Origin of the sequence: Streptomyces sp. SID14478, assembly GCF_010548525.1 — a bacterium.
Classification (GTDB): Bacteria; Actinomycetota; Actinomycetes; order Streptomycetales; family Streptomycetaceae; genus Streptomyces.
In genome coordinates this window covers 1-8,149 of the sequence record NZ_JAAGMG010001144.1, presented here as the reverse complement: position 1 = coordinate 8,149, position 8,149 = coordinate 1, and the positions used below count along the sequence as shown (strand labels likewise).

General features: G+C 70.8%; 7 protein-coding genes and 1 pseudogene. 1 reads left to right on the top strand and 7 read right to left on the bottom strand.

What is annotated here, in order from left to right:
• From G3I40_RS36725 to G3I40_RS36710, 4 genes are all read right to left on the bottom strand, one after another.
• The coding region (locus tag G3I40_RS36725; RefSeq protein ID WP_164559159.1) for a branched-chain amino acid ABC transporter permease at positions 1–983 on the bottom strand (983 nt) is incomplete at its 3' end.
• A gap of 53 nt (positions 984–1,036) precedes the next feature.
• A complete protein-coding gene (locus G3I40_RS36720; RefSeq protein ID WP_164559158.1) occupies positions 1,037–2,293 on the bottom strand; it encodes an ABC transporter substrate-binding protein in 1,257 nt (418 codons plus the stop codon).
• Between the two features lie 111 nt (positions 2,294–2,404).
• Positions 2,405–4,231, bottom strand: a complete 1,827-nt coding sequence (locus G3I40_RS36715; protein ID WP_164559157.1) for an AMP-dependent synthetase/ligase — start codon at positions 4,229–4,231, stop codon at positions 2,405–2,407.
• Between the two features lie 235 nt (positions 4,232–4,466).
• Positions 4,467–5,948, bottom strand: coding sequence for an MFS transporter (locus G3I40_RS36710; RefSeq protein WP_164559156.1), 1,482 nt, complete (start codon positions 5,946–5,948; stop codon positions 4,467–4,469).
• Between the two features lie 248 nt (positions 5,949–6,196).
• Here G3I40_RS36710 and G3I40_RS36705 point away from each other — a divergent pair, with 248 nt between their 5' ends.
• Positions 6,197–6,385, top strand: coding sequence for a hypothetical protein (locus G3I40_RS36705; RefSeq protein WP_164304049.1), 189 nt, complete (start codon positions 6,197–6,199; stop codon positions 6,383–6,385).
• Positions 6,386–6,463: 78 nt separating this feature from the next.
• Here G3I40_RS36705 and G3I40_RS36700 read toward each other — a convergent pair whose 3' ends face one another.
• The 3 genes and pseudogenes from G3I40_RS36700 to G3I40_RS36690 all read right to left on the bottom strand — a co-directional run.
• Positions 6,464–6,955: a DUF6099 family protein gene (locus tag G3I40_RS36700; protein WP_164304048.1), complete on the bottom strand. Its 492-nt coding sequence runs from the start codon at positions 6,953–6,955 to the stop codon at positions 6,464–6,466.
• A gap of 172 nt (positions 6,956–7,127) precedes the next feature.
• On the bottom strand, positions 7,128–7,481 hold the full coding sequence (locus G3I40_RS36695; RefSeq protein WP_164304060.1) for a nucleotide pyrophosphohydrolase: 354 nt from the start codon (positions 7,479–7,481) through the stop codon (positions 7,128–7,130).
• Between the two features lie 206 nt (positions 7,482–7,687).
• Positions 7,688–8,149, bottom strand: a pseudogene (locus G3I40_RS36690) (ATP-binding protein); the annotation flags it as partial.

Below are 8,149 nucleotides of genomic sequence, written 5' to 3'. Positions count from 1 at the left end.
CACCGCCGCAGCCACGAGCGGCCCGCCAGATAGTCCACGGGCGGCGCGTCCGCCGCGGCCGTGCCCGCCGTGCGCCGGCGCCGGGTGAGCAGCAGCAGCCCGGCGAACAGGATCAGGAACGGCACGGCCGTACGGAACCCGGTGATCTTCTCCGCGAACGAGGCGTACCCCGCGACCAGGTTCTGCAGCACGCCCAGCCCCAGCCCGCCCGCGAAGGCGAGGGGGACGGACAGGAAACGGCCGAGCACCGCGGCCGTCGCCGACACGAACAGGAAGAGGGTGAAGTCGTGGGAGGAGAGCCCGAGCAGGGGAGTGGCGAGGACGCCCGCGAGGCCCGCGAGCCCCGACGACAGCATCCACGCCACCGACGACAGCCGGTCCGCGCTCATCCCGCGCAGTTCGACCAGCGAACGGTTGTCGACGCTCGCCCGCAGCTTGAGCCCGAGTGCCGTGTGGCGCAGGAGGATCCACAGACCCAGTGCCACGACGGCCGTCGTCACCCAGGTGATCAGCTGGTCGGAGTCGATGCCGACGCCGTCCATCAGCTGCCAGTTCTTCGCCGGGCTCGGCCCGAGCCCCGGCAGCCCGAACTGGTTCTCCGCGGGCTTCACCGACGCGCCCGCGTCGTCGAGGAGTTCCACGATCCACAGGCCGAGCGCGGGCAGCGCGACCAGCAGCCCGATCGTCGCCACGATCTGTGCGCTCTCCCCGACGCGCGCCAGTTTGCGGAACATCAGCCGGTCGAGTCCCCAGCCCAGCAGGGGGGAGACGACGAGGACCAGCAACAGCGCCGTCGGCACGGCGGGCCATCCGAAGCCCGAGTGCAGTTCGTAGAAGGTGAGCGCACACAGATAGGCCGTCGCGCCGTGCGCGAAGTTGAACAGTCCGGAGGCCGAGTAGGACAGTACGAGACCGGTGGCGAGCAGCGCGTACAGCGCGCCCGACACCAGCCCGCTCAGCACGAAGGCAAGCAGGTCAGCCATGACGGATCCCCTCAGAAGTCCCCTTCACGAACGCTGCGGGCAGACCTGCTCGCCTACTTGAACGGGATCGGCGCGTAGCACGTGAACGGGGACGACACCCGGTACGAGCCGCCCTTGAGCTGCACGAGTGCGCCGCAGCCGAACGACTCCTTCTGTCCGCGCGGCAGTTCCCGGTCCCCGACCATGGTCCCGGAGTCCGAGAAGCCGTTCGCGGCCTTCTGGAACGAGGCGACGGTGAGGTCCTTGCCCGCCTTCTCGGCGATGGCGAGGAAGAGGTCCGCACTCATGTAGCCGGTCATCATGTGCATGTTGAGCGGAACGTCCTTGCCGCCCGCCGCCTTCTTGATGTCCGCCTTGAACTGCTTCATCGCGGGCGTCGGCGCCTCGAACGGCTCGAAGGACAGCAGCACGTGCACCCCGTCGAGCGCCTGCTTGGTCGTGCTCTTGGCGAGCAGGGCCGGGTCGTAGTCCGTCGGATCGGTGAGCACTCCCTTGAAGCCGGTGCGCTTGACGGCGGTGAACAGCCCGATGTTGTACGGGGTCTGCATCACGGACACGACGACGTCGGGGGCCTTGCCGCCGTCGCTGCGCAACAGCTCCTTGGTGTACGCCGACCAGTCACTGGGCACCGAGGTCGCGGGCACGGAGGACTTGGCGTACGTCACCTTGTAGCCGGCCGACGCGAACGACTGCTTGTAGGTGCGGATGGCGAAGGTGCCCGCGTCGTTGTCGTTGGCGAGGATCGCGACGGTCCGGCCCTTGGCGCCGCCCGTGACGTTCTTCAGCCCCTCCGGCCACGTCTGCGAGATCGTGCCGCCGGGCATCGGCACCATGCAGCCGCCGAATCCGTAGATGTACGTCGGCCCGCAGAACGACGGGATCGTGCCCCAGCCGAACGTCGGCACCTGCTGTTTCTGCAGGAAGTCGGCGCCCGAGAAGGTCACCGAGCTCATCGGCGCGATCGCGAACACCTTGTCCTGCTGGACGAGTTTGCGGGCCGCGGCGAGGTTCTTCGCGGGGTCCTGGCCGTCGTCCTCCGCGCCCAGGTAGTCGATCTTCCGGCCGTTGACCCCGCCCTCGGCGTTGGCCCGCGCGAAGCGGGCCCTGGCGCCCAGGTCGGTGTCCTTCTTGCTGTAGCCGCTCGCGGTGGTCATGGAGACGATGCCGCCCACCTTGATGGCGTCAGCGCTCACTCCTCGCGCCGCACTCCCTTTGGTGTCAGGGGAGTTGTCGGTGGCGGTGGAGTTGCAGGCGGTGGCGAGCAGGAGCGCCGCCACGGTGGCGGTGATGGCGCGGATCGGTCGCGACACGGTCGGGCCCCCTCCGTCGAAGTGAGGGTGATTCTGTGTCCGACCTGATGAACCGTCAATAACTGACGCATCGGTAATTGATGAACCGTCAGAAACGCTGTGTGCGTGGGCTCAGCCGCGGTACAGCGCGTCGACCTCCGCCGAGTAGGCCCCCTCGATCGCCTTCCGCTTCAGCTTCAGGGACGGCGTCAGGAGCCCGTGCTCCTCGCTGAACTGGTGGGCCAGTATCCGGAACGTACGGATCGACTCGGCCTGCGAGACGAGGGTGTTGGCGGCCACCACCGCGCGCCGCACCTCCATCTCCAGATCCGGGTCGCGCACCAGGTCGGCCGGGGTCATCAACTGCTTGCCGCGCATGCCGAGCCAGTGCTCGACGGCCTCGGAGTCGAGGGTGACGAGGGCCGCGATGTACGGGCGGTCGTTGCCCACAACGATGCACTGCGCGATCAGCGGATGGTCGCGGACCCGCTCCTCCAGTTGCTGCGGCGAGACGCTCTTGCCGCCGGAGGTCACCAGGATCTCCTTCTTGCGCCCGGTGATCGTGAGATAGCCGTCCTCGTCGAGGACGCCCAGGTCGCCGGTGGCGAGCCAGCCGTCGTGCAGGGCGGAGTCCGTCGCCTTCGGGTCGTTGAGGTACCCCTGGAAGACGTTCTCGCCGTGCAGCCACACCTCGCCGTCGTCCGCGATGTGCACCGTCGTACCGGGGATGGCCTTGCCGACCGTGCCGTAGCGGGTCTGCTCCGGCGGGTTCGCGGTCGCGGCGGCCGTCGACTCGGTCAGCCCGTAACCCTCGTAGATCGTGACGCCGGCGCCCGCGAAGAACAGGCCGAGCCGCCGGTCCATGCCCGAGCCGCCCGACATGGCGTGCCGCACCCTGCCGCCCATCGCCTCGCGCACCTTGGAGTAGACGAGCTTGTCGAAGAGCGAGTGCTGCATGCGCAGCGACGCGGACGGGCCGGGGCCGGTGCCGAAGGCCTTGGCCTCCTGCGAGTCCGCGTACTTCACCGCGCACTCCACGGCCTTGTCGAAGGGCCCCGACTTGCCGTCCTTCTCCGCCTTCCTGCGGGCCGCGTTGAAGACCTTCTCGAAGATGTACGGCACCGCGAGGATGAAGGTGGGCCGGAACGCCTGCAGGTCGGGCAGCAGGGCGGCCGCGTTGAGCTGCGGCTGGTGTCCCATCTTGACGCCGCCGCGCACCGCCGCGATCTGCACCATCCGCCCGAAGACGTGCGCCAGCGGCAGGAACAGCAGCGTGGAGGCCACGTTGTCGCGCTTGGAGGAGAACACCGGCTCCCAGCGTCTGACCATCGTGTCGGCCTCGAACATGAAGTTCGCGTGCGAGATCACGCAGCCCTTGGGGCGGCCGGTCGTGCCCGACGTGTAGATGACCGTGGCGACCGAGTCCGGGGTGACCGCGCGCCGGTGGCGGTGCACCGTCTCGTCGTCGATGTGGGCGCCGGACGCCGTGACCTCGGCGACCGCGTCCGAGTCGAGCTGCCACAGCCGGTGCAGATGCGGCAGCCGGTCGATGACCGTGGCGATGGTCATCGCGTGGTCCTCGTGCTCCACGACCGCCGCCGTCACCTGGGAGTCGTACAGCATCCAGAAGACCTGTTCCGCCGACGAGGTGGGGTACAGCGGGACGACCTGGGCGCCGATCGTCCACAGCGCGAAGTCGAAGAGCGTCCACTCGTAGCGGGTGGGCGACATGATCGCGACCCGGTCGCCGAACCGGATGCCCTGCGCCAGCAGACCCTTGGCGAGGCCCATCACCTCGTCACGGAACTGGGCCGAGGTGACGTCGTGCCACGTGCCCTCCTTGTCCTTGCGCCCGAAGGCGATGTGGCCCGGATCCTCCAGGGCACGGTCGAAGACGGCGTCGGCCAGGCCGCCCACCGGCGGCGCCGACGCCAGAGCGGGATTCGTGAACTCACGCAAAGTTGCTCCTTGTGGCGCTCCGCACAGCGTCGGTGACGGTACCCGACCGCGCGCCGCGGCGGGAGGGGTCTCCAGTCACCGCGAACGCGCGGAATATGCACAGGTCAGCCGGTTAAATACGGCCACAAGGGAAGGGGCGGGACAGAATTCTTACGCTTGAGTAAGTTTCGGTGGCGTAATCTCCCGCCCCTCTTCACCGTTCCTCATCGGTCTCCACCGAATCTGTACGCGGAGGTCACCGGGGTGCACCGAGCGATTCTTTGGGCGGAGTGGTCGGTTCCGGTACGGGCGTCTTGGGTGACCGTACCAGGACGAGGACCAGGAAGCCCGCGCCGAGCGCCACACAACCGGCAAGGACCGAGGCCGAGTTGAGGCCCTGCGCGAACGCCGTCCGCAGGCTCTGCTCCGGAAGCCGCTGCCGCAGGGCCCCTGCCCCGCCCCCGGCGAGGGCATGCGCGGCGCCACGCGGCAGGGTGTCCTGCATCCGCGAGATCAGTACGGTGCCGAAGACCGCGATGCCGAGCGCGTACCCGAGCTGGCGGAACGTGTTGAGCGAGCCGCCCGCCATGCCGGCCCGGGCCGGCTCCACCGTGGCGAGGGCGGCGCCCGCGATCCCCGGGGCCACCAGGCCCACGCCGACACCGGTCAGCACCAGACCCGGCACCAGCGCGCCCCACGAGGACCCGGCGTCGAGCACGCCCTGGCAGCAGACGCCGACCCCGATGAGGACGAGCCCGCCGCCGACCGTGATCCGCGCGGGCACCCCGTGCAGCAGCTTCCCGCCCGCGATCGACACCAGCATCGACACCCCCGACAGCGACAGGAACACCAGACCGCCGCGGACCGGGCTCATCCCCAGCAGCGTCTGCAGCCACAGCGACAGATACGGCAGCACGCCGAACGCGGCCGCGTTGAACGCGAACGCCCCCAGCATCACGCCCACGAACGCGGGCCTGCGCAGCAGCCCCAGATCCAGCATCGGGTGCGCCGAACGCCGCTCCACGAGCACGAACGCCACCAGCGCCACGGCCGCGACGGCGAACGCGAGCAGCGCGCCCCGCTCGCCCCAGCCCTCCTCCCCGGCCCGGATGACGGCGTACGTCGCCCCGCCCGCGAAGGCCGCGAACGACACGGTCCCCGCCCAGTCGATCTTCCGACCCTTCGGCCCGCGCGACTCCGGTACGGCCCGCAGCGTCAGCCACACCGCGACCACGCTCACCGGCAGATTGACCCAGAAGATCCACCGCCAGCCGGGCCCCTCGGTGAGCAGCCCGCCGAGCACCGGGCCGATCGCGGCCGCGCCCCCGCTCACGGCGCCGAACACGCCGAGCGCGACGGACCGCTGCCGCCCCTGGTAGACGGAGCCGATGATCGGCAGCGTCGTCGCGAACATCGCCGCGCCGCCCAGGCCCAGCTCGACCCGGCCGCCCGACATCTGGTCGACCTGTGCCACCTGGATCGCGAGCACACCGGGCAGCCGGAAGGTGCCCGCGGTCATCAGCGTGCCGAGCCTGATCCGCTTGGTCTCGCGGGCGAGCCCGGCGAGCGTGACCCAGGCGTCCGTGGGGCCCGGCAGCCCGTCGGACGAGCCCATGCGCAGGTAGTGGTCCGACCGGAAGAAGGCGTCGAAACCGAGGTCCTCGGTGGCCTTGGCAACGGTCAGCAACGTGTCGTAGGTGGCCCCTTGCTGGGGCTCCGTGAAGATTCGCAGATCCATGCCTCCATCCTGCACGCTCGAACGTGCGTCAACCCCACTGGTCCCGCCGGTCCCCCGCCCCCACGGTCGGGTGAAAATGCGTCAACGCGGCGTGCGGGGGCGGACCTCCCCAGTGACCCGGCGCGGCGCGTGATCGTTGGCTCGGGCGGTGCCGGACCGCCCGGCACCCGCGCCGGCGGTCGCTGCCGGGCGTCACTTGCGTCAACTGCCCCTCCCCTCGCGGGAAGGCAAGGGCCGAGGAGGCCGTCATGTCCCAGGAAGCCGTGCCCGAACAGGCCGTGCACGAGACCACCGTGCCGGAGCAGCAGGGGGCGCCGAAGGGCCTGCTGCAGCAGATGGAGGAGCTGATGGCGGCGCTCAACGCCGATCTGTCGCAGCTCGACGCCGACCTCCAACAGCCCCCGGGCACCGCGCGACCGCCCGCCGAGGACGTCTGACACCCGCAGCCCTCGCCGACGGGCCGCTGCGCTCCCCCACCCCGTGCCGGGAGCGCGCACCGGCGCACACACTGCCGCTCAGGCCGCCGAGTCCGAGCCCGGCTCCCTCTCCGGTCTGCGCAGCCGGCCGTCCCACTCCGGCAGCCGCCGCAGTATCTCCAGGACGCGGTCCCGGGACTCGTCCGCCGCGTCGATCGCTTCCATGCACTGCCAATAGGCCCCCTCCTCGAAGGACGCGCTCGCCACCGCGACGAGCGCGATGCCGACGTCGCCGAGCAGGACGCCGAGGCCGACCAACGCCTCGCGCACATCGCCCAGTTCGGTCAGCTGCGCCGCGCGTATGCCGCCGGCCCCCACGATCGGGACCGCCGAACCGCCGCTGCCGCGCGTCCCCGCCTCTGTCAGGGCGCGCGCCTCACCCCGTAACTCAGGCGGCCCCTGCATAGCGAGCCGACTGCCGATCGCCAGTGCCAGTGCTTGTGCCTGCCACGCCTCCCTCATGATGTCCGGCGCGTCCTGGCTCTGCGCCAGGGCCCGTCGGCCGACCCCGATGAGCCGCACCGCATCCATCCGCGTCCCCGTCCGTACCGCCTGAACTCCCTTGTCCACTACCCAGAGTGAGGGCCTGCGAGACGAAAAGCCAGAGGAAGCCCGAAATCTGTGGACACCAAGGCCGATGTGGATATCTCAATGACTCCGGAGAGTGACAATCGGCGATGCCGCGACCCCCGCGACGGCGGTTTCAGGCACCCGGGGCCGGAAAGCGGCTCTCGTTCCGGTCGATCTTCGCCGCGAGCGCGGCCAGCGCGTCGATCCCGAGCACCTCACACAGCTGCAGCAGGTACGCGAGGACGTCGGCCACCTCGTCCTCGACGCGGTGCGCCGACTCCGGGTCGTCCATCACCCGGGCCGCCTGCTCCGGGGTCAGCCACTGGAAGATCTCGACCAGTTCGGAGGCCTCGACGCTGAGCGCCATCGCGAGGTTCTTCGGGGTGTGGAAGGGCTCCCAGCGGCGGGAGGCGGCGAAGTGCGCGAGCCGGGTCTGCAGGGTCGCCACGTCGAGGGGCGTGGCGACCGTACCCGTAGTGCCGGCCATACCCGCGGTGCCGTCCATACCCGCAGTGCCGGTCGTACCCGCAGTGCCTGGAGCGCCCGTGGTGCCTCTGGCGCCCGTCCTATCGGTCGCGCCGCCCGCGCCCTCCGGCTCGGTCACCTCGGTCGCCTCAGTCATCTCGGGCGCATCGGTCGCATCGGTCGCATCGGTCGTGCCGGTCGTGCCGGTCGTGTCGTCGGTTCCGTCTGTCACGGCCCCAGGTCTACCACCGTCGCGCCGTGCGCCCGTGCCGCCTCGTCCGCGGGGCCTGCCTCGCCCACCGCCGCGACCAGCCGGATGTGCCCGCGGGCGCACATCCGGGCGGCCAGTGCGGTGAGTTCGGCGCTCTGGACGGGGTCGAGGCCCCGGTCGAGACCGTCCGCGAGGACCGTGAGGCTCTGGTACGCCGCGGGTACCTCGGCCGCCGCGTCCACCTCCAGGATGCCCGGCCCGGTGAGCAGCACGAGGGCGAGCGCCAGGTACCTCAACTCGCCGTCCCCGAGCCGCTCGACCGGGGTGCGCGGCCCGTCCCCGCGGTCGACGACGGCGCGTACGGCACCGTCCGGCGCCTGTTCGGCGAGGACATCGGCCACCGGTCCCGCGAGACCCGCCCGGGCCGCGGCGACGAAGAGGGCGTGGCGGTGGGCGCACTCGGTGCGGGTGCGGCGCAG